This is a genomic window from Labrenzia sp. R5_0 (assembly GCF_017743835.1).
Classification (GTDB): Bacteria; Pseudomonadota; Alphaproteobacteria; order Rhizobiales; family Stappiaceae; genus Roseibium; species Roseibium algicola.
Map to the genome: position 1 here is coordinate 459,149 of NZ_JAGHRK010000004.1, position 24,479 is coordinate 483,627.

A 24,479-nucleotide genomic window follows, 5' to 3' on the forward strand; every position below is an offset into this window, starting at 1 on the left:
CGGGCTCTTTTTTTGGTTGGTTGCCCTGAGTTTCTGTTTTTGCCTAAAAAACTTGCGAATGATTACAAAATAATCGATCCACACACTTCCGCCGGTGGGGTCTCTGAAGGTTTCGATTAAAAAACCGGCGGATTTCCGGGTCTTTTTTGAGCTTTTGCCCGTTTGGCATGCAGTTTGAATGCTGTGCGCTCCGAAACGCAAAAACAAACGGCAAATTGCCTATCTGGGGGTCAAAATGAATGAAACCGGGGTCGGGGCGGACGTCTTTTTCGTCCTTGTGGGAGCTATTCTCGTTTTCGCCATGCACGGCGGCTTCGCTTTTCTGGAAGTCGGCACCGTCCGGCAAAAGAACCAGGTCAACGCGCTGGTAAAAATCCTTGTCGACTTTGCCCTGTCGACAGTGGCGTATTTCTTCGTCGGATATGCGGTTGCCTACGGCACCACGTTCCTGGTGAACGCGGCGACCTTGTCAGGTGGTGGTGAAGGCTTCGAACTTCAGGGTCTGAGCCTGGTGAAGTTCTTCTTCCTCACAACATTTGCCGCCGCAATTCCGGCGATCATCTCCGGTGGCATCGCGGAACGCATGAAGTTCTGGCCGCAATGCCTGGCCACCGTTGCGCTGGTCGGCATCGTCTATCCGTTGTTCGAGGGTCTGGTCTGGAACGGCAATTTCGGTTTCCAGGGCTGGTTGGAAGCGACCTTCGGCGCGCCGTTCCATGACTTTGCAGGCTCTGTGGTGGTGCATGCGGTCGGCGGCTGGATCGCGCTCGGCGCCGTTCTGCTGCTGGGTGCCCGCATGGGCCGTTACGACCGCAACGGCCGTCCCATCGGTATTCCGCCCTCATCGCTGCCCTGGCTCGCCATGGGATCCTGGATGCTTTGTGTCGGCTGGTTCGGTTTCAACGTGATGACGGCTGCCTCACTTGAGAGCATTTCCGGTCTTGTGGCGATCAACTCGTTGATGGCCATGGTTGGCGGCATTCTTGTGGCGCTGGTCGTCGGCCGGAATGATCCGGGCTTCGTGCACAACGGTGCGCTGGCCGGTCTCGTTGCCGTCTGTGCCGGTTCGGACGTCATGCACCCGATCGGCAGCCTGATCGTCGGGGGTGTCGCCGGCGGCGTCTTCGTAATCGGTTTCGAGATCTGCCAGAACAAGCTGAAAATCGACGACGTTCTGGGTGTCTGGCCGCTGCATGGCATCTGCGGAGCGTGGGGTGGTATCGCCGCTGGTTTCTTCGGGCTCGAGGCCCTGGGCGGCCTTGGCGGTGTGTCTCCCGTTTCGCAGGTTATCGGTACGGTTCTGGGGGCGGTCTACGCCCTTGGGGCGGGTCTTGCCGTCTACGGTATCCTGAAAACGACGATGGGTCTGAGGCTGTCTCAGGAAGACGAGCACCGCGGAGCGGATCTTTCGATCCACAAGATCAGCGCAAATCCGGAACACGATCTCGGGCGCTAGAATGGCCTGCCGCGCGCCGGGTAACGGCGCGCGGATCTCTCAGGAGCATTCGGGTTCTGTCAGATTTTTGGATCGACCCAAAACAGCCTCAGGCTGCTGTGCTTTCACTGATCAGCAGAGCGGCCAGGTTGTCATGGCTGTCGACGACCCGATGTGCACCGGCGCCAAGCAGCTGTTCCGCGTGGCCATCGTGACAATGACCGCCGCCGACAAAACCCCAAACCGTCATGCCGGCGGCAAGGCCCGCCTTCACGCCGTTGACACTGTCTTCCACGACAAGCGCGGCTTTCGGGTCTACACCCAGCTTATCCGCCGCGAACAAAAACAGATCGGGCGCGGGTTTGCCGTTGGTTACCTGCTCGCCTGAATAGATATGCGGCTCGAAGTAAGGGAAGAGCCCTGTGTGTTGAAGCTTGTGGGTCAGCCGGTGCAGGCGGGAGGAGGAGGCGACGGCACGTGGGCCGTCATGGGCTGCCAGCAGCTGTTTGATGCCTTTGATTTCCGCCAGTTCGCGGTCGATCCGCGCCTGGGTGGCAGCGTCCAGATCCGGTCCGAATGTTTCAGGCAGCGGTCCCTTGCCAAGGGTCTGGTAATCCGCGTCGAGCGCCGCCCAGAAATCCGTGCTGCCCAGGCCCTGGAACCGGTCCATATACTCATGAAGCTCGTACTTCAGGCCGATCCGGGCCAGATGTTCGCGTTCGACATCGACATAGATGATTTCCGAATCCACCAGAACGCCGTCACAGTCGAACAGGATCGCTTCAAATGCCATGGATGAGGTGCCTTTCGGGTCGTTCTGGGAAAATTGGGGCAGGGACCGCCGGTTTCAATGCCGGATGTCGTCAGTGTGAGCCGTCGAACAGGCCTTTAACGACTTGTCGTTGAAACAATATGACAAGCAGGGCCGGAGGCACGAACGCGAGTACCGCCAGCATCAGTCCGCGCAGGCTGGAATTGCCGAAAAACTGCATGCCGCGCACCAAGGTGTAGGTGCTTTCCTCCGAGGTGACCATTACCGGCCACAGATACTGGTTCCAGCCGTTGACAAACATGACCAGGAACAGCGCGGCCGCTGTCGGCGCCGACAGGGGAACCAGAATGTCCTTGAAGAACTTCAGCGGACCAGCGCCGTCGATCCTGGCCGATTCCAGCAGTGCATCCGGAACCGTCATCAGGAACTGGCGGAAGAACAGCGTCCCAAGGCCGGAGGCGACTAGCGGCAGGATGAGGCCCGCACGCGTGTTGACGAGGCCAAGTTCGACGGTCACGGCATAGGTCGGCAGGAACCGGGATTCCAGAGGCAGCAACAGGGTCAGCAGAAGCACGGCGAAGATGGCGCTGGCAAAGCGGACCCGAAAATAGATCAGCGCATAGGCTGTCATGAGGGACAGAACGACCTTCAAGGTCGCAAATCCAGCGCCCAGCAGGAAGGAATTCCACATCATCGACAATGCTGTGACGTCACCGGAAAAGCCCGCGCCGGTCTGCAGAAAGTGTCCGTAGTTTTCCAGCGTGCCACTGCCCAGATCGAGCCTTGGCCGAACCCTTCCGCCTTCATGGGTGGTCGCAGCAAAGATCGAATAGACCGGCAGCGTCATCACAAGCGCGCCGCCGATCAGGATCAGATGATCAAGAAGCTGGGCCTGCCAGCGCCGCCAGTTGGGCATATGAGACTGGTTCCTCAAATCGTTCCGAAGTAACCGGGGCGTGCTGCGGGGACGGAGCGGGGAAATCTCGACGTTGCCGGGGCAGGCGCCAAGACAGTTCCGCAGTGAGCAAATGCCCGGTTCAGACCCGTCGGTGAGACGGCGGCGAGGATCGCCGGGTGCAGAGTATTATGGATTGTGACGGGCGAGGGCAAGACGCAATTCGGTCTGCCTGCAGGTGTCGCCGGCGGGAGACAGGCTGGTTGGCCGGGCCGGAAAAGACCTTGTCCGATGACGTAGCGTTCCGAAAGTGCTGCCATTTTAAGGGGGGCGTTCTGGAAGTTGTTTTTACCCCGATCCTGTCCCTTGAGTGACAGGAAGCAGTTCTTCAGGCAATATTTCGCGGTATTACGAGACTTTCTTCATCCTGAAAGCCATGTTGCACATTTGGTGCCGGGGGGCGCGATATGACACGGATACTCCTTTATAATGGTGAGCTTGATTTTTTGACGCGGGGATATATGGCCGCGCATTCCGGTTACAGCTATTCCTCGACCGATGAAATTCTGGGTCATCTGGTTCAAAACGCGCCATCGGGTGGCTTCGGCGTGGTCGAGCTGGTCTTTCACAGCGGCGTTCCCGGTCAGGTGACCCTTCTGGATGCAGACTGCGTAGGCGGATTCACGGCGGCCAGTCCGGTCGGGATGGTGTCGCACAGTTCCGGGATGGAGAACTTTTGGAGAACGCTGGGCCAATATATCCGCCCTGGCGGCGTCCTTTCCCTCAATGCCTGTTCGATCGCGGAGGGGCGCGCCGGCGGGCACCTGCTTCGGCATCTCTGCCGCGCCATCGGTGGTGGCAAGCGAGTTTGCGGTGGGCTGGGCGACCAGACCTCCGGTGTCTTCGAGTATAACAACGCCTCGCTCATGCGCGGTTATCCCTACTATTTTTAAGACCAGAGGGTTCGGGCCACCGCCTAGAGCACCACAATGCCGGAATGCTTGGCCTTGTGTTCCGGTTCGACGTGAATGGTGATCCGGGCTCCGGGGACATCTTCGACAATGGCAATCTCGATCCGGTCGCAGATCTCATGTGCCTTGTCGACGGACATTTCGCCCGGCACCACCAGGTGAAAATCGATGAAGGTGGATTTGCCGGCAATGCGAGTGCGCAGGTCGTGTGCCTCCAGGGCGCCTTCGCCATGTTCGGAAATCAGAACACGGATCTTGTCCAATGTGTCGTGCGAGGCGGCTTCGTCCATCAGTCCGCCGACGGATTCCTTGACGAGGCCCCAGCCGGACCAGAGAACGGTGAGGCCGACAAGAACCGCAAGCGCGGGATCCATGACTTTCCAGCCGGTGAGCATCACCAGCACAACACCGCCCAGAACCCCGACGGAGCTGACCACATCGGTCATCAGATGCTTGCCGTCCGCAACAAGGGCAGGTGATCTTGCGTGTTTGCCATATCTCATCAGGTACCGCGCCCAGGCGCCGTTGATGACGGCGGCAAGCAGGTTCATGCCGATACCGGCTGGCGAATATTCGGGACTGTCGCCACTGATGAAGCCGAGCCAAGCCGCGCGGAAAATCGACAGGGCGGCAAGCACGATCATCACACCGACGAGAACCGCCGCGAAATACTCAACCTTGTCGTGGCCGTAGGGGTGGTTGCTGTCGGCGGGTTTGGCGGCGAACCAGACGGCTGCAAGCGTAGCGATAGCGGACGCGATATTGACCGTCGTTTCCAACGCGTCTGAATAAAGCGCTATGGAGCCGGTCAACAGGTAGGCGCCGATCTTGAGACCGAGAACGACCACGCCGAAAACGATGCTCAAAAAGGCTATCTGAAGCCTGCGCTTCAACTTCATGCGTTCCCCCAGGACCGATTTGCTTCACCAGACGCCGGCAAAGCAGAGAACCTGACCGGCCACTGCGTTTCGCAAATTGCCCGTGCTTTGGGCGTTTACGATCCCGAGGCGGGTCGAACGGGGCAAGGGGTAGCAGTTTTCTCGGGGGTTACAACCCGGCTTTGAGGCCGGTGGTCTCGTTTTTCAGAGAGAATTGATATTTGGCCACACCACAGCGGCGGTTCACAGACCGCCGCTCTTGTTCATGGTTGCCGCGCCGATGATCCGGCCGGGGCCGTCGGGATTTTCAAGCTGCACGACAACTGCGCAGCGGGCGTCGCCTTTCAGCATCAGTTTGGACTTCGGCATGCGGAATGTCTCCTGGCCGCCGGACCACATCCCCATCGGCTGCAGATTGCGCACCACGTTGACGTAACGCACCTTGCGGCCCGCGTTTTCGCCACGGCCGATATCAACGAGGGCTTCATCCTGCATGCGCAGGAAATAGACGGTCGCCATGTTGAAGCCCTTTGGCAGGGAGCCATTCACCGTTGCCTGGACGACCATGTCGGTAATCTTCAGGTCAATTGTCGCGGTAAAGGGGTCGGTACGTGCCAGCGCGGCCCTTACATCGCCTTCACGGCTGCCGACGACGTGTTCCTCGCCGTTGATCACCATTTGCGGGGTGTAGACCGACCGGTCGCCGCGCCGCGCGGCATAGGCCCGCTGACGCTGCGAGTTGACGGGACTTGCCAGCGTGTCCTTCCAGCCGAGATAATCCCAGTAGTCGACGGGCATCACCATGGTCAGGACGTTGTTATCTTCCTGCACCAGCTTTTCCGCCAGCCGATCGGCCGGCGGGCACGAGGAGCAGCCCTGGCTGGTAAACAGTTCGATGACTTTTTCGGGTTGCGCCTGCGCGCCGTTGATTGGCGCGGCCAGGGCAACTATTCCGCCGGTTACAATAAGCGCGGTGCGGAGGGCCTTGCCGGCCTTCCGGGAAAACGATCCCACCATTTGGCTCAATTCCTTGTTCGATTGCCCCTAAAATATGCAATGGAGCACTCAACCGAAAGTCACGAGCGGGTGACTTTCGTCTTAGACGGCCTCATTCGCGCGTTTGTGACAAGGCCTCACCATTTGGCGTGCCAGGCGTCTTGTGGAAAATACAGGTCGAAACGGGCGTTAGCGTTCTGGCCTGTCTGGCTTTCCGGACCTGCGATGGTGGATTGTCTCGGGGGGAGAATCATGTGTTCTGGTGTCTCACGCCAGCCGGCCGCCACCTTCGCTTCAGGGCGCTGGCTGATCGTTGCCCGTGGTTCTGGCTGTTGAAACTGGAGACAAGTGCCCCTGTCTGGCGAACGTACCAAAGGTCAAGAGATCCATGACTTTGCGGTTCTGACGAGTGCCGCCCTGCCGTGGATGACCGGACCGTCCTTCATCTCGCTGTGGCACGCCTGTGGGTTGGCAACGCTTGGCTATCGGGTTGTCTATGTTCTTCCCTGGCTGGATGAGGTTTCACAGCAACGGCTGTGGGGCGAGACCCGTTTCGTCGATTTTGACGAGCAGGTCGACTGGCTCCGGACGGAACTTGAAGCCTTCGGACCCTACAAATTTCCGGAATGCCGGCCTTATCGGGCAAGGTTTGTGGCAGGCATGGGGTCGATCGTGCCGATGGAAGACGTCTACCGCGCCGCGCCGCCGGCCCGGTGCCTGATCGCGAGCGAGCCGGAGCATCTGTGCTGGTATCCGGTAACGACCGGGCGCAGGGGCATCCGGGCGGACAAGACGATCGGCCTCAGCATGACGGATTATGAAACCTACATCCGCATGTCCGGGTTGCCGTTTCCAAACAGCCTCGCCCGGCTGGTGTCCTTTCTTCACGGCCGCGCCCTGCGGCTGCGCATCGATCTGCCCCTCAGCCTGTCGCCCGCCCTCACACTGCCGGGCATCACAATGCCTGTGGAACGGGTGACCGGTGTCATGCCCGGTTACGCGCAGGTGCCTCTCGTTACGCAGGAAACCGAAGGGATCTATTTTCTCGGAGCTTTCCTTTGGGAGAAGGGCCTGGACGACCTCGCCCGCATCGCTGCCCGTGCAAAACGGCCCATCGATGTCATTGGCGGGGGGCGGGATGAAGCAGAGTTTCGCGCCTTCGCACGAGAGGAAGGCGCGGATTTACGGTTCTTCGGACCGAACCGGCGGTTCTGGTCCGATATCGGACGATACCGCGTCATGGTGAACCCTTCGCGCAGCGAAATCCTGTGCACGGCAACCGCCGATGCGCTGGTTGCCGGCCGGCATGTCATCCTGCCGGACTGTCCGGGCAACCTTCCCTACAAGGCCTATCCCAACGCCCATTTCTACACCGAACTGGAAGGGGCTCTCGAGGCGCTGGAGTATGCGTTGACGACTGTGCCGGAGCCTCCCATTGCCGCGCGCGAAGACTTCGACTGGATGGGCGCATGCCGCCGGCTGGTCCATCTTGCCGGGCTGGAAAGCGAAGATTGATCTTCCAGGCTCGTGTTATCGCCGGGACATCGGGACGCACAGGCGTATCGGCTGCTCGCAAACCGAGATCTGCGCAGGGGCATGCGCGACGATATCGCCGTCGGCCTGTATCGGGTCGCCCAGGGGACCCAGGATTTCGACTGTTCTGGCCGGCCGTTGGGCAACGAGACCAAGCCGCAGGAGCAGGCCTGCCGGTATCAGCAGAAAACGTCCGAAGACAGACAGAGCGCTGCCTGGAGGAAATATTGTTGCGCAAAAAGACGGGTTGGCGAGGTCGCAATTCGGTGCGAGGACAAATGTCCCGCCATACCGTTTGCCACGGCTGACGATCAGTGTCGCTGCCTTTTCGGGCTCACCGTCCAGCCGGACGTCCACCGGCGGGCAGGACCATCGCCGCAGTGTCCGGAAAACTTCGATCAGATAGGCGGCCTTGCCGAAGCGGGTCTTGGTGGCGCGGCTGAGATCCGAAACCACCTGCGCGTCCAGCCCGATGCCGGCCATCATCATGAAGCGGTGCCCATTGACTTGGCCTGGCCGGATCTTAAGGATGCGCGCTTCCATAAGGCAGTTCGCAACCCGGTGTGGATCCGTGCCGATGCCGAGCTCATGCGCCAGCACATTCGCTGTGCCGAGCGGTATGAGCCCCAGGGGCGGCGTCTGCGGGCCGGCTCCCTGGATTGCATCGTTGATCGTGCCATCGCCGCCGGCGATTGCCAGGATATCGGCGTCGTCTGATGTGGTTTCCCGAACGAAACCGGCGGCATCGCCCGCCTTCGTCGTGATCAGGATTTCGCACGTGTGACCGCGTGCCTCAAGCAGCGCCAATACCGCCTTGAAACGCTTCTCGCGCTTGCGGCCTGTGCGGGGATTGTAGACGACCCTGATCTTCAGGGTGTGCTCTTGAGGGCGGCTGCTGCCCGTCGCGGGGCCCTGGTCGTCCTCAGGCATCGCTCAGGCTCTGGACACGTGCCGGGCGTGCGGCAATTCACCGGCCGGCTGCAAGGAGCCTGCTGCCGGAACACGGGAAGCGGCGATGCGGTCCATGATCTCAAGAATGTCGGCGGGCGATGTGTTGGCGGCAACCGGTTGCCGCGCCTGGCCGCACTCGATGGCGGACATGGCCGCCTTGAAGCTCTCGCTGAAATCGGAGGACGTCGAAAAGGCCAGTCCGGCTCCCGTCTTCGTCACGTGGCGCAGGACCGCAGCTTCCTGCGGCAGCGCCAGGCTCTTGTCGAGCAGCATGGATACGCCAAGTGCCATGGCTTCGCTGGTGCTGCCCGGACCCGGCTTGCCGATGAAGAGATCGCTGGCGGAAAGATACTGGGCGACCCTGTCGGTAAACCCGAGAACCTGGACCGGAAACGGCAGGTCCATGGCGCGCAGCTGATCGGCAAGCGCTTCGTTCCGGCCGCAAAGAAACACCACCTGGGCGTTATGCGGAATGTCGCGCATCGCGGTTGCCAGTTCGATCATGCGCATGCTGCCCTGGGCACCATAGAGCACGGTCACGACAGGTCTGGAAGGATCGAGATTCAGCGCTTCCCGGCTGGAGCGTTGGGTGGGGTCGGTGAATTCCGGCCGGATCAGCAAGCCGCCCATCGCATGGATCTTGCCGGCAAGCTTTGGCAGTTTTTCGGCATTCCGCAGGGCGTCCTGCGTGCCACAAATTGCGTGATAGTCCGCCCGGTTGGGGAACCAGACACCCTTCGCCAGCTCTGCCCAGTCCGTGATCATCACGGCGCCTTCCGGCAGCGGGCCTTCCGTTATGCCAGCGCGGTAGCGTTTCAGCGCCTCCAGCATCACCCGGTTGCCGAGCGGCATGACCGACAGCACGATGTCCGGGCGAATGTCCTCGAAATGCCGGGAAAGAATACTGATGGCCGGCGGTTCGCAGAAGACGTAGTTCAGACGCAAGGCTGCATAAAACAGCCAGCAGGTGAGGCCGGTACGTCCCTGACGCAAGATGACCTCGTTGTAGATATTCTCGCCTGTGCGTGATCCGAAGCGGCTGAAGAGGTCGAGATGCGGGATCAGCGAGGTATAGGGATTTATCAGGCTGACCCGGTATCTGCCGGACCCTTCGAGGCATGCTTTCAGGGCGAAGGCGCTGGCCCTGTGGCCACCGCCTGCGTCCGTATAGATCACTGCCACATGGACGGGTTCCGTCATGCACCACCTTCTGAAGATGTACCGGCCGGGGAAGTGCCGGACTTCGGCAGGACCAGATGCTCCCGGGTCATCGGGACATCGTTTTTCAGGCCCCTGGTCATCAGCAGATGGTAAAGCCGGTTGTCGCCCCAGCTGAAGGAGGAACTTGCGACTTCCAGATACAGCCGGAAGCTTCTGACGAAGGTGTCGTCATACATTTCGCGGATACGGTCGATATTGGCGTCGAAATTGGCGAGCCAGTATTTGACCGTCGGCGGATAGTGCAGCCGGATATTCTCAAGGTCGATCATGTAGAGATCATTGTTGCCGGCAGCCTCGACCATGGTCGTCAGCGGCGATGCCTGAGTTCCCGGGAAGATGTATTTGTCGATCCAGGGGTCGATCGGCCGGGGGATTTCGTTGCCGATCGTGTGGACGAAGGCAAGGCCCTGCGGCTTGAGAATGTGTGCGATCCGTTCGAAGACCGGTGCGATCTGGGCATTGCCCATGTGTTCGACCATGCCGATCGAGGCAACCTTGTCGTAAAGGCCGTCCGCTTCGCGTGCGTCCTGCAGGCGGATCTCGATCTTGTCGGAGAGGCCGCGCTCGGCGATCTTCTGAATAGCATAGTCGCGCTGTTCAGCCGAAATGGTGAAGCCTACGCCCGTGATGCCGTAGTTTTCGGCGGCATACATCAGGAACCCGCCCCAGCCGCAACCGAGATCGGCAACATGTTCGCCCGGCTTCAGGCACAGCTTGCGGCAAACCAGTTCCAGCTTGTTGTTCTGTGCTTCATCCAGCGTGTTGTCGGGTGAGGTGAAATAGGCACAGGTGTAGATCATGCCCTTTCCGAGCAGGATCTCGTAAAAATCGTTGCCGATGTCGTAGCTGAAGGAAATGTTCTCGCGCGAGCGGGCAATGGTGTTGCGTGCGCGCAAGAAGTGGAAGGCCAGTTTGATCCGCAGCATCAACGACATGGGCCGTTCCGCGAAATCAATGGCAAAGCCCAGGTAGAAGAGCTTCTTGATGTCGCCTTCCACCTCGATGTCGCCCAGCATGTAGCTCTCGCCAAAGCCCATGAAGGCGTCCGAAAGCACCCTGGAGAGGGCCCGCTCGTTCTTGAAATGCAGAATGAACTCTGGCTCGGTCCCGATGGAGAAGCCGGTTCCGTCCCAGTATCGGACCTCGAACTGCGCATCGGGAGAGGCCGCAGACATGGCTTCTGCGAGCTGGCGGATAACGTCTTTCATCGGCGGGCTTTCTAAATCAATGAAGAGAATTTGCAGGACGGCGTTTGGGTCCGCTGATCGCGGTCCAGAGCGAAATGATGCTGTCCCGGTACTCGGGAATGGTGCGCTTCAGCTCCTCGTGGAGCGCGGGCAGATTGTGATAGGGCACCCCGGGATACATGTGATGCGCCGTATGAAAGCGGAAGCCAACCGGCTGCACGATCAGGGCCAGCGGAGACTCGATCGTGAAGCTGTCGATCATCTGGTCTTCCCGTCCGGAGGTTTCGGCCAGGCGTTCCAGTTCATGTTCCAGCGGGATACGCGCGGTCAAAAGCGCCCAGCCCAGAACCAGGACGGCATAATAGAAAGGCAGCGCCGCGGGGAAGAAGATGATTGCCGCAATGAAGAGCGCGAGCGTAACCCGGGCGTGCCGGGTCACTTCGGCCTGCTGTTCCGGTGTCAGGGCGGAGCTGAGCGAAAAGCCGAGCTTCTCCGTCGCCCAGCGATCGAGCGCAGCTTCGACCCGGAACGCGCCGAGCGCGGCGGTCACCGTCATCAGAAGGTTGGTAAAGGGCACCACAAAGGGGATCACGAGCAGAACCATGGCCATGGCAAACGCATTGCCGCGCACGAGCGGGTATTGCGGATCCTCGGGCGTTCCGAAAATGCCGAGCCGATGATGGGCCAGATGCGGCAGTTGAAACCGCAGCGGCGGAACCATCACGATGAGCGCCACGGTCCAGGTGTAGAGCGCCCGGAAACCGCGCAGCTTCTCGTCCTTGATGTGTACGATTTCGTGGCAGAAAAGTCCTGCGCGATGCAGGCCGAATGTCGCCAGCAGCCAGGGCAGGATAACCATCGGCCAGGAGGCGTTCAGACCCCACGCAAACCCGACGACAAAAAGCGCCAGATAAAAGCAGAAATCGCGATAGTAGATGGCTGGTCGCGGTATGAAATAGTCACGGGCAATCATGTCGTTCCAACCTGCAGCGATAGGGTCGAGCAAGCAGCACTAGCTTAGGCTTGCGTCTCAGATCAAGCCTGTATTGAAGGCCGCGACACCCATCATGTAGTGAATCAGGATCACACCGGCGATGTTCTGATGCCTGATGTAGATCCAGCCGAAGATAAATCCGGTGCCGATTGTCATCAGCACGGCCGGAATGCCGAAATGAAGGTGGAACATTCCGAACAGCACCGAGGCGAGAAGGACCGACCGCCATTTGCCCTGGTCTCCCAGGAAACGCTGGAAGGAAGACTGCAGAAAGCCTCTGGCGATGATTTCCTGCAAGGCGCTGTGAAGAAAGTAGCTCAGTGTTCCCAGCAGGTTGAAGGGCAGTGGTTTGCCGGGCAGCGCGTCGAAATATTTGAGCACTGCCGCCAGTCCCCAGGCAAAGATGCAGAGCCCGACCGAAATGATCGCGCCCTCGATCAGGGATTTCTTCAGGCCGACGGTTGTCAGCCCGAGCGCCGAAATCGAAATGCCCATGTGCCGGATGACAAAGAGGCTTGGCACCATCAGGATGGCGAGATACTGCCAGGCGAAGACTTCGGTGTAGACGTCCACGTTGACGATCGTCCGCGCCAACACGTTGTTCACCAGCGTGCCGATGGACATCATGATCAGCGAATAGACGAAAAACTTGCCGAACTGCTGCTGTTCGTTCCGGAGGTCCAGTTCACGCTGCAGGGCTGCGACATGCTCCTGCGTGGAGGCGCGCATGCGCCGTGTCACGAAGGATGCCAGAGCCCCTTTGAATTCTGCAAGTCTGGCTTCGCCATCGGCCAGTTCGAGGATCCGTTCCGGCTCGATTTCAAGCACGGCACCGGCTGTTTCAGCACGCACGGTTGCCGAGCGTGGTTCACCGTCAAGAAGCGCCATTTCGCCGAAAGGTTGCCCCGGCCCAATTTCCGCAACACGGTGGTCCGAGGCCGTGCCGTCGCCCTTGCGGTAAATGCCGAAGGTGCCTTCGAGAACGATGTAGAGCCCGTCGCTTGTCTCACCCTCGACGATGACGTCCTGATGCGCCGCGACCGGCACCCTGCGCGAGGCCGCCCGTACCGCATCGGCGACCCGCTGCGGCATGAACTCCGTCATCCGATGAAAGATCGTTTCAAGGTCTTCCGTTTCCTGGACCTTTTCTTCAACGGGGATGGAAGCTGTGCGCATGGCGTTACTCTACCTCGTGGTCCTGAACCAGCGGCCGCCGAAATACAGAAGCACGACGATCGGCATCAGCAGGACGTGATAGCTTCCATAGAGGCCAAGACCCCAGAACCCCGGGCTCTGCATCGGGATCATCGCTGATACACCCAGAGTGAGGAGAATGCCGGCGATCATCGGCAGCGTTCCCTTGTTCTGGCGGAACCGGACAACGCTCAGCACCAGCAGGAATATCAGGCCGATGGAATAATAGAGGATCACGGACAGAAAATCGTCGGAAGTCAGAATCATGAAGACCGGCCAGAGTGCACCCAGGACGCCGACAGCCACAAATCCCTGGCGCAGCGGCGAGGACAGATACTGAAAGCTGGCCGCGACGATCATGCTGAGACTGCCCAGAACGATGACGATGCGCGTTGCGATCACAAGCGGACGGTGCGCTTCGTGACCGATTGTTTCGAAGAACCCGTGGTCAATGGCACCCAGCATCGAGGCAAGCCCGATCAATGCAAGTGTCAGGCTCCAGATCCAGGCAGGTGAGAAGGTCTGAATGCCCGGACGCAGGCTCAGGCCGGCGAGAAAAAACAGCTCGCAGGCAAGGATCACATCAGTCAGGGCTGAAAGGACGAGTTCGGAAAGCAACAAGAATACTCATGGTTGGCGCCAATCTGACCGGTGGCGGCTGGCGGTATCCGGCCTGAAATTGGCCGGTTCGCCGCAATAATCCGCTGTCAGCATTGAGATTATGTTAAGCGGCTCGCCGCAGCGAGACACGGAATTCGACGCGTCAGGATGTTGCCTCGTTCGGTGTTTGTGCGGACCGCTTTCCCTTGACCCATGATTTCAGCGCCCGCTCCGCCGGCATCTCATAAATGCGGTAGAGGAAGATCGAAAACGCTGCCGTGATGCACAGCGATACCGGAAAGAAAACGATATCCGCCGGGATGGACGGCCTGAGGAAGATGTTCATCAGGTGAAGCGACGGCTGGTGCACAAGATAGAAGGCGAAAGAGGCATTGCCGAGAAGCACGAGCGGGCGGGTTGCAAACACCCTGGTGAGTTTGGCACCTTCCGTCAGATGTGCATAGAAGAACAGTGTGATGATCGGCAGGTAGAACAGGGAATAGCGGAAGGGATCCGGGACATCCGGTGCCAGCCACATCGCCAGGAACAGGAGAAGATAGCTGAGTGGCTGCACCACACCGGGCAGCCGGACGCCGCGACGCCAGGCCTCATGCAGAACCATGCCGACCAGAAACTCCAGAATGCGGAAGCCGGGAAAGACATAGAACAGCCAATGCGAGAACGGGTATTTGCCGAAGAAGATCACATCTCCCAGGAATACCTGAACCAGCAGGGCGGAAACGAACACCACCACACCGAGCCCCAGTGTGACCGCCACTAGCTTTCGCGGTGAAAACGCGACCAGGCCGAAGAAGCACACATAGAAGAATATTTCATCCGACAGCGACCAGGACGGTGCGTTGAGAGAGAAATAGATCGAGGAGACCGGAATCCAGCTCTGCAGGTAGGTCAGGTTCAGAACCGTCTTGATGACGCTGAATTCTTCCGAGTAGATCGCCTCGACCTGCATGATCGAGAAATAAAGAAACGGCAATCCGGTGAGGAAATGCAGCGGTGTCAGACGGGCAATGCGCAGCAGGAAGTAGTCGCGAAAGGACATCGTGCCGGCAAGGATTCTCGTCTTGTAGGACTGCGTCAGCACGAAGCCGGACAGGATGAAGAAGAAAGAGACGCCGACATAGCCCTGTTCGGCGATTGTCTTGACGAAGTCGCCGCTGGTATCCCAGCGGAAATGAACGCCAAACACCAGCAAGGCTGCGAAGAAGCGCAGTCCGGTCAGTTGTTCCAGTCGAACCTTTGCCGCGCTGTCGGTCACGTTCATGCGCAAATCATCCCCTCGATTGACCCAGGGACACTAATGCCCGCAGGCTTCCGGGAAATCTATGCCAGCGTCGATTTTATTATGGGTAAATGAACTGATGCGGCGGGTCCGTTTCAGTCAGTCGCCGATTTTCTGCAGGTTCCAGCGCGAACGGCACATCAAGGTGCGCTGTGCTGCTTCACCCATTCCCAGGTTTCTCCGATGCCGCGCCGCAAGGGAACGGCAGGCTGCCAGCCGAATGTCGCTCGTGCCCTGGCAATATCCAGCACGACCCGTGGCACATCGAAGTTGCGGCCCGGCTTGTAGACCGGCTCCAGGGTGCGCCCTGTGGTCTGGCCGATGATGTCGACGACCTGCGAGATGGACGTGCCTTCGCCACTTCCGGCGTTGAAGCTGCCGGACGCGCCGGAGATCAGGGCGCGATGGCATAGGTCGGCAATGTCTTCGACGTGAACGAAGTCGCGCACGACGCTGCCGTCCCCCCAGATTTCGATGGGGGCGTCCTCCGCCACCTTGCGCAGATAGGTTCCGATCACGCCCAGAAGGCCGACCTGTGCCTGGCGCTGTCCATAGATGTTCGCCGGTCGCAGGGCGACGAACTCGAGCCCGTGGAGCTGTTGTTCCATGCGCAGGTACTGTTCGATCGCCAGCTTGACGATGCCGTAGGATGAGATCGGGTTCAGCGGATGATCTTCCGGCACCGGATCCTTTGTCGGGATGCCATAGACTGTGCCACCGGAGGAAAAGAAGACGAGTTTCCTCGTTCCGCTTGCCCGCATGGCTTCCAGAAGGCGAACCGTGGGAACGAGGTTGCCGGAGATGTCGGCGGCCGGATCGAGGTTCGAGGTCGAGGGAACGGTCGTGCTGGCCAGATGCGCCACCGCATCCACACCGGACAGGGTGTCGGCGAGCCGGTGATGATCGGACAGGCTGTGGAAGACGTAGTCGACACCGGGAAGCGGCGGCCGATACAGTTCCGGCCGGGTGTCCATGACCCGCACCGACAGGCCTTGCTGAAGGCACTTGTCCACGACATGAGACCCGATGAACCCGCAGCCACCGATCACAAGTACTTTCAAGACGGGCCTCTCCGGAATCGGCTGAAAAAGATGATCCGGACTTTAGAACGGCCCCGTGGCGATTTGTAAATGGGGCTTGGCCGGTTCGCCGTTGTCACCGCAGATAATCAGCGGGGACAATGGCCTGCGCAGGTGACAGGCAGGCACCACAAGGTTGGCAAGATCAGGATTTGTTGCCGTCCATGATCTTCTGCAGTTCCGGCAGGAAGACGTCGTAATAGCTTTCGGGGCTCAGCGGACCGATGAACTTGTACCGGATCGTGCCTTCGCCATCGACGACGAAGGTTTCCGGCACACCGTAGACACCCCATTCGATCGCGGTGCGACCACCGGTATCTGCGCCGACGCGCTGATACGGATTGCCGAGACTGCCCAGGAAGCGGCGCGCGTTTTCCGGCTTGTCCTTGTAGTTGATACCGAGAAGCTGGATGCCCTCGACCTTTGCCAGCTCTTCCAGAAGCGGGTGCTCCTGGCGGCAGGGCACGCACCAGGATGCAAACACATTGACGACGGAAACCTTGCCGATGAGATCCTGACGGGAAAACCCGGCAACGGCGGTGTCACCATCGGTGAGGCCTTCAACCGGCGGCAGGTCGAATTCCGGCGCCGGCTTGTTGATCAGCGCAGAGGGAATTTTCTGCGGATCGCCGCCGAGGGTCAGCTGAAACAGGAACAGAGCGGCGAGCGCTGCGAACACCACCAAGGGCAGCAGCACCAGAACCGGGAAACCGCGTTTGGCAGTCTGCTGCCCGTGTCGGCCGGCACCGGTATCGTGGGACGTCATGAGCTTGCTTTTCCTTCACCGGCCGGCCGGGCGCGGGAAATGCCCCGGGCTGCCAGGTCCTTGAGGGCTTTTTCCTGTTGGGCCTTGTCGATGCGCACCCAGGCGATCAGTCCGATGACCGTGAAGAGGCAAAGGCCGTAGGACGCCCAGATGAAGCCAGCGTGTGGGCCTAGATCCATGAGAATTACTCCGCAGGCTGAGCCGTGGCTGCCGCAGTGCCCGGCTGGGCAGCGCTGGCTGCGCGCAGGCGCAGGGCACGCACGCGGCGGCGCAGGATCTCGTTACGCATTGCCATCAGATGCAACACGAAGAACAGCAGCGTAAAGGCGATCGCCATGACCAGCAGCGGCCAGAGAATGTCCGGATGAATGGTCGGGCCGTCCATGCGCATGACGCTGGCCGGCTGGTGAAGCGTATTCCACCAGTCGACCGAAAACTTGATGATCGGCAGGTTCAGCGCGCCGACGAGCGTCAGCACGGCTGCCGCCTTGCCGGCCTTGATCGGATCTTCCATCGTGCGCCACAGCGTCATCAGGCCAAGATACATGATCAGAAGGACCAGGACCGACGTCAGTCGCGCGTCCCAGACCCAATAGGTGCCCCACATGGGCTTGCCCCAGAGCGATCCGGTCACGAGTGCCATGAAGGTGAAGGCCGCGCCGATGGGGGCCGCGCTCTTGGCGGAAACATCCGCCAGCGGGTGTTTCCACACAAGGGTGCCAAGTGACGACAGCGCCATCACGGAATAGCACATCATGCTGAGCCAGGCGGCCGGTACGTGGATATACATGATCCGCACGGTGTCGCCCTGCTGATAGTCTTCAGGCGCAACGAAGAAGCTCATGTAGAGCCCGGCGGCGAACGCAATGACGCACAAGCCGATAAGCCAGGGCAGAACCACCTGGACCAGCCTCAAAAATCGCGTCGGATTTGCATAATCCCAAATTGCCATGGAACCGTTCTAATCTAGAGCGTTGTCCGCTTCAATGGACGAGTATGCCGCAGGGTGCATTGCGGGGTGTCAAATTGCCGTCAATCTCCTGCAAACCGGAGCGCCGCGGCAGCGGCAAGCGGGCCGATCACCGCCGCAATCAACGACAGCGAACACAGGATCAGGAACGGCGTCAGAAACGGCACGGGATCATGAATAGCGGCATCCGCGGCACTGACGCCGAAAATCAGCACGGGAATGGCCAGCGGTATCACCAGCACGGCCAGCAGCAGTCCACCGCGGCGCAACGAGACGGTGAGGGCCGCGCCGATGGCGCCGATCAGCGTCAGGGCCGGTGTGCCGACCAGCAGCGTGAGCGTGACAGCTCCCGTGGCGACGGGGTCGAGATTGAGAAAGATGCCGAGCAGGGGGGCGGCGATCACCAGCGGCAGGCCTGTTGCGACCCAGTGCGCCAGGCACTTGATCAGCACAAGCAGTTCAAGCGACCGTCCGGCCATCAGCATCAGGTCCAGCGTGCCGTCCTCCCGATCAGCCTGAAACAGCCTGTCCAGCCCGAGGAGCGTTGCCAGAAGTGCACCGATCCACAAGATGGCAGGACCAATGCGGGAAAGCAGGTTCAGATCCGGACCGACGCCGAAGGGAATGACAGTGACAACGGCCAGGAAGAACAGCACACCGACAAGCGCGCTGCCGCCGACGCGCACAGACAGCCGAAGATCCCGCCGAAACAGCACAACAGCCCAGGAGCTCATGCGGTCAGATCCTCCTCGTGCAGCGAAACGGGATCAGCGGTGCGCAGATGCAGGATCTTGGTATTGGCAAGGGCCAGATCGGTGTGGGTAGCGGTTATGATCATGCCGCCGGCGGTCAGATGTCCGTTCATCAGGTCCAGAAGCTGGCCTTCCGATGCCTTGTCCAGCGCCGACGTCGGCTCATCCATCAGCCAGATCGGCCGGGGCGTGACCAGAAGCCGGGCAAGGGCCAGACGCCTCGTCTGACCGGCGGAGAGAAATCCTGCCGGCAGGTCTGTCGTGTGGCCTATGCCGAGGAGATCAAGCGCGGCCTCGGGAGACATTGCCGTTGCGCCAAAGACAGATGCTGAAACCGGTGAGGTGAAGCCTTGCCAGAACGTCAGGTTTTCCAGCACCGAAAGCGCTGCCTTGACCGCGTTCTGATGGCCGAAATAATGGGCGTGTTCAGCCGGCGACCGGTCGGCTTCTCCCTGTTCCAGCCAAAGCGTGCCGCCAGCCAGCGCGACAAGACCTGCCAGCGTCCGCAGCAGCGACGACTTGCCGATGCCGTTCGCGCCCGTCACGACCAGTGCCGTGCCGGAGGGAAGATCAAAGGACAGGTCCTGAAACACCCGGCGTCCGCCGCGATCGATGGTCAGGTTTTCGGCAATCAGTCTCAGGGGAATGCTCCGGCGGCAGGTTGGGTTGAACCTTGTTAGTTGGCCGCACTGTTATGATGCAAGGAAAATTCCCCGCCTTGTCTTTGCTCAAAGACAAAACACCCGGGGCTTGCCCCGGGTGCTCTGGTGTCCGGACCCGCTTGCCGGACAATTTCAAAAAGCAGCGCGGTTTGCCCGCGTTGCTGGGCGATCAGTCGAACACAGATGCGATCTGGTCGACGCTGACGCCTTCCTTGATTTCACGCAGGCGCGCATAAATCAGTGCGACAAGGATACTCAGGAAACCTGCGCCGACTGTGGAAATGGCAGCGAACAGGATGATGCCGATGACCATGCCGATGCTGCCGGCCGAGGCCACGAGGCCGACGACGAACAGAGCGACGATGTTGATGATGGTCGCACAGATGATGGCCAGTACCAGCGCACCCAGGATCGGCCAGCGGTATTCCTTGGTAAGATACTTGCTGCGGCCAAGACCACCGAAGCCGGCGCGTTCGATCACCACGGCCGGTGCCATGACGGCGAATACCGCATAGACCCAAAGGCCCGGAACGACCAGCAGGACCAGGCCGATACCAACCAGGATCGAGACGACGATCGAGAGGATCGCCAGCGGCACGACGGCGCTCAGGGCCGGACCGAAGTAACGGCCAAGCTGTACCGGGCGCGACAGCTTCGCGTCATAGGCAAGCTGCACCAGAAGTGCGGTGGTGATGGAATAGACCACCATGCTGACGAGGATCGACAGCACGTTGGCAACAGCGCTGCCGGGGCCGGTGAACTCCTGCGGCTGGATGCCGAGTGCGGCACCGAAGCCGACCAGCAGGCCGGAAATCAGGAAGCCGATCAGGTTCGGCACGAAGCCGACGATGACGACCTGAATGAAATGCTTGAGGAGGATCGAGAAGCTCTCGCCGATGATGGAGCCAACGCCAAGGGAGGCCGTGGGCTGGCTTAGGGTCGTGTCGGTCATTCAATTGCTCCGTAAAACTTCCAATAGTTTTTTCAAAAGTGGTTATCTAATTCCAGCCCACATACCGACGAACGCTGCCCGCCAAACGGGAGGAGCGACGATCATCCGCCTGAAGCCGTGGACTGTCCGAAAACCGGTAGATCCCGATCGCATGAGCATCTTGCCCGCCCTCTGCTGAAGACAGTTACTCTTGCGATTTTTCACCATAAATCCTTCTGCAGCAGGTCACAAGCCGGGCCTTGCGCGGAAGTTCAACCCTCCTGACACTCAGTCGAAGACATCGGCGACCTGGTCAACGCTGATACCTTCCTTGATTTCGCGCAGTCGCGCGTAAACCAACGTGGCAAGGATTGCCAACGGTCCGCTTGCCAGCGCGTTGGTTGCGGCAAAGACGGGCAGGGCCCAGACGTAACTTCCCTCACGGGCGAGAAGCTCCACTGGAAAGGCGCCGGCAATCGTGACAGCCAGCGAGCAAAGCCAGACCGGCAGCAGTGCGCCGGCAATCTGCCAACGATAGGTTTTCGTCAGCGCCCAGCTGCGGCTCATGCCGCTGAAGCCAACCCGTTCAATGACGACAGCGGGGGCCAAAACCGAGAAGACCGAACATCCCCACAGGGCGACAAAAGGCAGAACCGCAAGCGCCGTGATGGAAATCAGGGTCGTATTCACAAAGATCGCAATGAAGACCAGCGGCAGCGCAATGCACACGAAGATGACGACCAGCAGCCCGTTTTGCAGGCAGATCGGCGCACTGGCCTTGAGGGCCGGCAGCAAATAGCGGGCAATCGAGACCGGGCGGTTCAACCGGGCGTCATAGGTCAGCTGGGCGAGAAAGGCCGCAGTCACGGCAAAAACGATCACATCGACAAAGGCCGTCGCAAGGTCGACGAGGCCGGCCAGGTCGCTGGTGTCGTCCGTTTCCAGATTGAGCGCGGCATCGACCCCGACAAGCGATCCGGCCAGCAGAGCGCCCAGGAGGCTGACTACAAAACCGATCGCAAGCACCGGCACAAGATTCCGGATCGTGATGGAAAAACTGGTTCCTATCAGCGCGCCGATCCCAAGTGACTGCCGGACATGGCGCCCCTGCGACCCCTCGGACTGGCCAACCCGATCAAGGAAATAGGCTCTGAGACTATGATTGTCCTGTTTCTGCAATCTGGCTGATCCACTTGATGACTGGAGCTGGAGAGGGCGAAAGGTCTATTTTTCCTCGCCGGATTGGGCGTAGTGCTTGTTTTCCCGCTTGTCGCCGAACAGCTGGCGTTGCTCGAGATGTTCCCGCTGGGCGTTGTAGAACGCCTGCAGGAACGGCAAACGATCCACCGGAGGCACCGGAGCGGCATAGCCGATCTTCTTGCGGATCTTTTCCACGATTGCTTCCAGGGTGGCGTTCCGCTGGTGGGCAGCTTCGGCTCCGGACGGTGTATTCTGGCCACGCAGCAGCGTTTCCAGTGTCTGCAGTTCGAAGGCGCCGTAGTGGTCGAGCTGATGGGACAGGAAGACGAATTTCTTGCGTGCTGTCCCGGTCGCGACCGTCTCGCTGGCCAGATCCTTCAAAAGCACCGGCACCGGCAGGTGGATGACATGGGTGCCTGCCATCATGTCGCCCAGCCGGCGCCGGTAGCGGTTGAACAGGGGGATCATCAGCGACATGGCAACCCAGGCAAAAGCGGCGAGCGAGGCAAGCGGCGTTGCCGAATCCAGCGTCAGCAGAAGCGTCCCGGGCAGGAAGATCTCGGCCTCCTTCATCAGGTTGCGCAGGACAAGCGCGCGGGCGGTCAGTGGTCCGCCGTCATGGGAAACCACCTTGATCTTCATCAGCCGTTTGCCGAGGGTCTGGCCGTTCCAGGCCAGCTCGGCCAGCACATAGTAGGGAACCCGGATCAGGAAGAACAGCAGGGCGGCGATGGCCATCAGTGTCTGCGGTGTCGTCAGGTTGATCAGAGCGAGCAGGATCACCAGGCAGGTCGCGGCAATCGCGGTCAGGATGATATCGATGAGCTGGGCAGAAAAGCGCACCCCAACACCCGCGATGGGCAGCGTCAGTGCAACGCCCTCCGGCGGCACAAGCGTTGATGCCGGTGGCTGATCGGTCTTGGTTCGTTTCCAGAAACGCACTCTCATCGCCGGCTCCGGCCTCCCAACAGGAACCAGGACAGCCAGAGCGCACCGATCCCCCAGCCGATGATCAGCCGGGCGTCAAGGCTTTGCACCAGTTGCCGGCCGAAGCCTTCCAGAAGTGCGGCCACCACCAGCATGATGGCTGCGACAATCGCCAGTTTCACGGCATCGCGACCGGCTTCGCGCAAGGCAACGCTGCGCGATCTGTCACCCGGAAAAAGCACCGCGGACCCCAGTTGCAACCCGCCGCCGCAGGCAATGCAGATGGCAGAGATTTCGGTGACGCCATGGATCGACAGCCAGCCGACGAGATCGAGACCCAGACCCCGGTCGACGTGAAGGGCGAGGAAGGCACCGAGCGACAGGCCGTTATAGAATGTCAGCAAGACGGCAGGGGCGCAGGCAAAGACACCAAGACCGAAAACGAAGATCGCGATGCGGGTGTTGTGGGAAAACAGATAGGTCGCGAATGCTCCGAGCCCGCTTGCCTGGTCGGTGCCGTAGATGACCGAGCGCAGGGATTCCGTGGTCGCGTCCGGCCCACGGTTGCCGGCAAGTTCGGCCGGCATCATCACGTAGAACCAGTCGTTGTTCTCGAAATAGAGCAGATAACCCGTGAGGGCCCCTAGCGCCATGCACAGGAACCCGATCAGAATGTAGAACCAGGACCGGCGCATCGCCCGTGGCGCGCCTTCCCTCAGGAAGTGCTCCAGCAGGCCCCCAAGCCGTTCCTGCGGGGCGTAGACGCACAGATATGCACGGGCCGTGAGCGCTTCCAGATAGCCGAGCAGGGCCTTGTCGAGCGAGATTTCGCGCGCAATCGCCAGCGAGGTCGTCGCCTGCCGGTAGAGAGAGGCAAGATCTCGGGTCTCCGCGAATTCCATATGCTGAAGGCCCTGGCCTTCGGCCTTGCGAACCAGGGTTTCCAGCCTCTGCCAGTCGGCTTCCCGCTCCTTTCGGAACCGGGCGGAGCGCATCAGATCCTGTGTGTCCATCAGATCAGCTCCCGGGCCTTGATTTCAAGATAGGCGGAAATCAGCCGCGCGGTCACGGCATTCGGTTTGGCGTCGACGATGGTAACGCCCATTCGGGACAGTTTTTCGAACACCAGGCGGCGTTCATTGAGTGCCTGGTTGGCGGCAACAAGCGTGGCTGCGCCATCGAGATCTCCCGGTGCCGTTTCCACCAGCTTCTCAAGGTCGGGATCTCGGATTGCGACGAAGATCAGCAGGTGCCGCTTGGCCAGGATGCCGATGTTCTCCACCAGCAATTCGGCCGATGTGGTGTCGACGAAATCAGTGAAGATGATCAGCAGGCTGCGTTTGGGCGTCCGGGCGTTCAACTCGGTGAGCGCGAGGGTGTGGTTGGTTTCGCGGCTGACATAGGAAAGCTCCGCCGTCCAGCTGCGCAGCCGTGCAAACGCCGTCCTGCCCGGAGCGGGTGCGGAGAAGGTGCGCGGTTTGACGTCGTAGGAATAATAGCCGACCAGATCACCGCCAATGGCAGCCGCCCAGGCGGTCGCCAGCGCTGCGGTCACGGCGTGGTCGATCTTCGGCAGGCCGCCGATCTCCTCGCGCATAAGATAGCCGTTGTCGAGTGCGACAATGACATGGTGATTTCGCTCGGCGCGCAATTCCTTGGCGACAAGGGAACGCCGTCGGGCCGACCGCTTCCAGTCGATCGTCTTGATGTCCATGCCCTGGACGAAATCCCGCAGTTGCTGGAATTCCGATCCTTCACCGACAGCACGGTTTTCCTTCACGCCGTAAAGCGTCGACAGAACGGTGGTGGTGATCTGCCCGGACTGGACCATGCGGATGTTCGGGACCACGCGGATTTCTGCGCCGACGGCCAGTTTCGGCACGAACTCCAGCAATTTGAGGCGCGAGTGCCAGGAAAGCCAGAGATGGTCCACGCGCCAGACGCCGCGCCGGATCGCCCGGCAGGCAACCTCCGCCCGCGAGCTGCCGTCCGCTGCCGGGGCAAACGCGAACTCCGCGTCGCCGCCGAGGCCTTCCGGCCAGTCCAGTTTCGCTCGCAGGGCCAAGGGCGCCTGGGCAAGTTCCAGTTGAAGCTTTGCCGTCTCGCCGACAAATACCTCCGCCGGAGCCTCAAACGTCAGGTTCTGCGGTCGCCGGAGTGACATGGCCATGTCGATGACGACCAGAAGCACGAGCACGATCCAGGGAACCGCGCCGATTTCACGCGCAGCGCCCCCGGTGACAACCGTGATCACCGAGATGGCCA

Annotated in this window: 25 protein-coding genes; 3 read left to right on the plus strand and 22 right to left on the minus strand. The window is 60.4% G+C overall.

Translation table 11 applies throughout. The annotated features are described in order from the left end of the window. The first annotated feature begins 235 nt into the window (after positions 1-235). Entirely contained in the window at positions 236-1,456 is a 1,221-nt protein-coding gene (locus tag J7447_RS22075) for an ammonium transporter (protein WP_075282230.1), read from the plus strand. 88 nt (positions 1,457-1,544) lie between these two features. Here the strand turns inward: J7447_RS22075 and J7447_RS22080 are convergent, their stop codons facing one another. Together J7447_RS22080 and J7447_RS22085 are read right to left on the minus strand one after the other, a co-directional pair. Then, positions 1,545-2,228: an HAD family hydrolase gene (locus J7447_RS22080; RefSeq protein ID WP_023002727.1), complete on the minus strand. Its 684-nt coding sequence runs from the start codon at positions 2,226-2,228 to the stop codon at positions 1,545-1,547. A gap of 70 nt (positions 2,229-2,298) precedes the next feature. After that, entirely contained in the window at positions 2,299-3,123 is an 825-nt protein-coding gene (locus tag J7447_RS22085; RefSeq protein WP_023002728.1) for an ABC transporter permease subunit, read from the minus strand. Positions 3,124-3,569: 446 nt separating this feature from the next. Between J7447_RS22085 and J7447_RS22090 the strand changes: the two genes are divergently transcribed. Beyond that, positions 3,570-4,055, plus strand: a complete 486-nt coding sequence (locus J7447_RS22090; RefSeq protein ID WP_023002729.1) for a hypothetical protein — start codon at positions 3,570-3,572, stop codon at positions 4,053-4,055. 23 nt (positions 4,056-4,078) lie between these two features. On the opposite strand, the gene J7447_RS22095 is transcribed toward J7447_RS22090, so the two are convergent. Further along, on the minus strand, positions 4,079-4,972 hold the full coding sequence (locus J7447_RS22095; protein ID WP_023002730.1) for a cation diffusion facilitator family transporter: 894 nt from the start codon (positions 4,970-4,972) through the stop codon (positions 4,079-4,081). Positions 4,973-5,194: 222 nt separating this feature from the next. After that, positions 5,195-5,968: a DUF1223 domain-containing protein gene (locus J7447_RS22100; RefSeq protein ID WP_208997817.1), complete on the minus strand. Its 774-nt coding sequence runs from the start codon at positions 5,966-5,968 to the stop codon at positions 5,195-5,197. A 327-nt stretch (positions 5,969-6,295) separates the two neighbouring features. Between J7447_RS22100 and J7447_RS22105 the strand changes: the two genes are divergently transcribed. Next, positions 6,296-7,462, plus strand: coding sequence for a hypothetical protein (locus J7447_RS22105; RefSeq protein WP_209170986.1), 1,167 nt, complete (start codon positions 6,296-6,298; stop codon positions 7,460-7,462). Positions 7,463-7,477: 15 nt separating this feature from the next. Here J7447_RS22105 and J7447_RS22110 read toward each other — a convergent pair whose 3' ends face one another. The 18 genes from J7447_RS22110 to J7447_RS22195 form a co-directional block, all read right to left on the minus strand. Then, positions 7,478-8,410, minus strand: coding sequence for a diacylglycerol kinase family protein (locus tag J7447_RS22110; protein ID WP_209170987.1), 933 nt, complete (start codon positions 8,408-8,410; stop codon positions 7,478-7,480). Positions 8,411-8,413: 3 nt separating this feature from the next. Continuing rightward, the gene (locus J7447_RS22115) at positions 8,414-9,631 is read right to left on the minus strand and encodes a glycosyltransferase (RefSeq protein WP_209170988.1); all 1,218 of its coding nucleotides are present in this window, start codon (positions 9,629-9,631) and stop codon (positions 8,414-8,416) included. Next, positions 9,628-10,860 (minus strand): cyclopropane-fatty-acyl-phospholipid synthase family protein, encoded by a 1,233-nt coding sequence (locus J7447_RS22120; protein ID WP_023002735.1) that lies wholly within the window; start codon positions 10,858-10,860, stop codon positions 9,628-9,630. The genes J7447_RS22115 and J7447_RS22120 overlap by 4 nt, the downstream gene beginning before the upstream one ends. 16 nt (positions 10,861-10,876) lie before the next feature. Further along, positions 10,877-11,812: a fatty acid desaturase gene (locus tag J7447_RS22125; protein WP_168691896.1), complete on the minus strand. Its 936-nt coding sequence runs from the start codon at positions 11,810-11,812 to the stop codon at positions 10,877-10,879. 57 nt (positions 11,813-11,869) lie between these two features. Further along, positions 11,870-13,009, minus strand: coding sequence for a cyclic nucleotide-binding domain-containing protein (locus J7447_RS22130; RefSeq protein WP_077291497.1), 1,140 nt, complete (start codon positions 13,007-13,009; stop codon positions 11,870-11,872). Between the two features lie 9 nt (positions 13,010-13,018). Next, a complete protein-coding gene (locus J7447_RS22135) occupies positions 13,019-13,648 on the minus strand; it encodes a hypothetical protein (RefSeq protein ID WP_209170989.1) in 630 nt (209 codons plus the stop codon). Positions 13,649-13,790: 142 nt separating this feature from the next. Further along, a complete protein-coding gene (locus J7447_RS22140; RefSeq protein WP_209170990.1) occupies positions 13,791-14,909 on the minus strand; it encodes an acyltransferase in 1,119 nt (372 codons plus the stop codon). Between the two features lie 158 nt (positions 14,910-15,067). After that, complete coding sequence (locus J7447_RS22145) at positions 15,068-15,988, minus strand: NAD-dependent epimerase/dehydratase family protein (RefSeq protein ID WP_209170991.1); 921 nt, start codon at positions 15,986-15,988, stop codon at positions 15,068-15,070. 163 nt (positions 15,989-16,151) lie between these two features. Beyond that, entirely contained in the window at positions 16,152-16,772 is a 621-nt protein-coding gene (locus J7447_RS22150) for a DsbE family thiol:disulfide interchange protein (protein WP_023002741.1), read from the minus strand. Continuing rightward, positions 16,769-16,951 carry a heme exporter protein CcmD gene (gene ccmD / locus J7447_RS22155; protein WP_023002742.1) on the minus strand — a complete coding sequence of 61 codons (183 nt, stop codon included), beginning with the start codon at positions 16,949-16,951 and terminating at the stop codon, positions 16,769-16,771. The genes J7447_RS22150 and ccmD overlap by 4 nt, the downstream gene beginning before the upstream one ends. Positions 16,952-16,956: 5 nt before the next feature. Further along, a complete protein-coding gene (locus tag J7447_RS22160; RefSeq protein WP_023002743.1) occupies positions 16,957-17,724 on the minus strand; it encodes a heme ABC transporter permease in 768 nt (255 codons plus the stop codon). 80 nt (positions 17,725-17,804) lie between these two features. Then, positions 17,805-18,476, minus strand: coding sequence for a heme exporter protein CcmB (gene ccmB, locus J7447_RS22165; RefSeq protein WP_023002744.1), 672 nt, complete (start codon positions 18,474-18,476; stop codon positions 17,805-17,807). Further along, the gene (gene ccmA, locus J7447_RS22170; protein ID WP_209171103.1) at positions 18,473-19,135 is read right to left on the minus strand and encodes a heme ABC exporter ATP-binding protein CcmA; all 663 of its coding nucleotides are present in this window, start codon (positions 19,133-19,135) and stop codon (positions 18,473-18,475) included. The genes ccmB and ccmA overlap by 4 nt, the downstream gene beginning before the upstream one ends. Positions 19,136-19,325: 190 nt before the next feature. Next, positions 19,326-20,108, minus strand: coding sequence for a hypothetical protein (locus J7447_RS22175; RefSeq protein ID WP_023002746.1), 783 nt, complete (start codon positions 20,106-20,108; stop codon positions 19,326-19,328). Positions 20,109-20,375: 267 nt separating this feature from the next. Then, the gene (locus tag J7447_RS22180; RefSeq protein ID WP_023002747.1) at positions 20,376-21,266 is read right to left on the minus strand and encodes a hypothetical protein; all 891 of its coding nucleotides are present in this window, start codon (positions 21,264-21,266) and stop codon (positions 20,376-20,378) included. Positions 21,267-21,311: 45 nt separating this feature from the next. Next, positions 21,312-22,235: an RDD family protein gene (locus J7447_RS22185; RefSeq protein WP_209170992.1), complete on the minus strand. Its 924-nt coding sequence runs from the start codon at positions 22,233-22,235 to the stop codon at positions 21,312-21,314. Next, positions 22,232-23,227, minus strand: a complete 996-nt coding sequence (locus tag J7447_RS22190) for a stage II sporulation protein M (protein ID WP_209170993.1) — start codon at positions 23,225-23,227, stop codon at positions 22,232-22,234. Before J7447_RS22190 ends, J7447_RS22185 begins: the two co-directional genes overlap by 4 nt. Next, entirely contained in the window at positions 23,227-24,468 is a 1,242-nt protein-coding gene (locus J7447_RS22195) for a DUF58 domain-containing protein (protein WP_082444732.1), read from the minus strand. The genes J7447_RS22190 and J7447_RS22195 overlap by 1 nt, the downstream gene beginning before the upstream one ends. Between the last annotated feature and the right edge of the window lie 11 nt (positions 24,469-24,479).